This window comes from Pseudoalteromonas sp. SR41-4 (assembly GCF_014163985.1).
GTDB classification, from domain to species: Bacteria; Pseudomonadota; Gammaproteobacteria; order Enterobacterales; family Alteromonadaceae; genus Pseudoalteromonas; species Pseudoalteromonas rhizosphaerae.
Genome location: NZ_JACJEI010000091.1, coordinates 1 through 380, shown reverse-complemented (window position 1 = coordinate 380; position 380 = coordinate 1). Strand labels below are relative to the sequence as shown.

Genomic DNA, 380 nt, shown 5'->3' with positions numbered 1-380 from the left:
GAAGCCAATGCCAGTGTCAGTGTGACTATCAGCGATGGTTCGAATAACCAATCGCGTACTGTGACGGCTGATGGCTCTGGGGCATGGACTATCAGTGGTAGTGAGTTTGATGTCAGCAGCTTTAATGATGGCACGCTCACCGTCAGCGCCACACAAAGTGATGCGGCGGGTAACACCTCAACTGCAGCCAGCACCTCAGTGATTTTAGATAACGCAGCACCGAATGCCTTAACGATTGCCACCCCGATTGAGGTTGATGGCCGGATCAATGCTGTAGAAGATGGCAGTGTATTGATCACCGGCTCTGGCGCAGAAGCCAATGCCAGTGTCAGTGTGATTATCAGCGATGGCGCGAATAACCAATCGCGTACTGTGACGGC

General features: G+C 52.6%; 1 protein-coding gene. It reads left to right on the top strand.

The window, feature by feature from the left end; translation table 11 throughout:
• Positions 1-380, top strand: a 380-nt coding sequence (locus tag H5180_RS23360; RefSeq protein ID WP_182759264.1) for an Ig-like domain-containing protein, incomplete at both ends; no start/stop codon positions are given.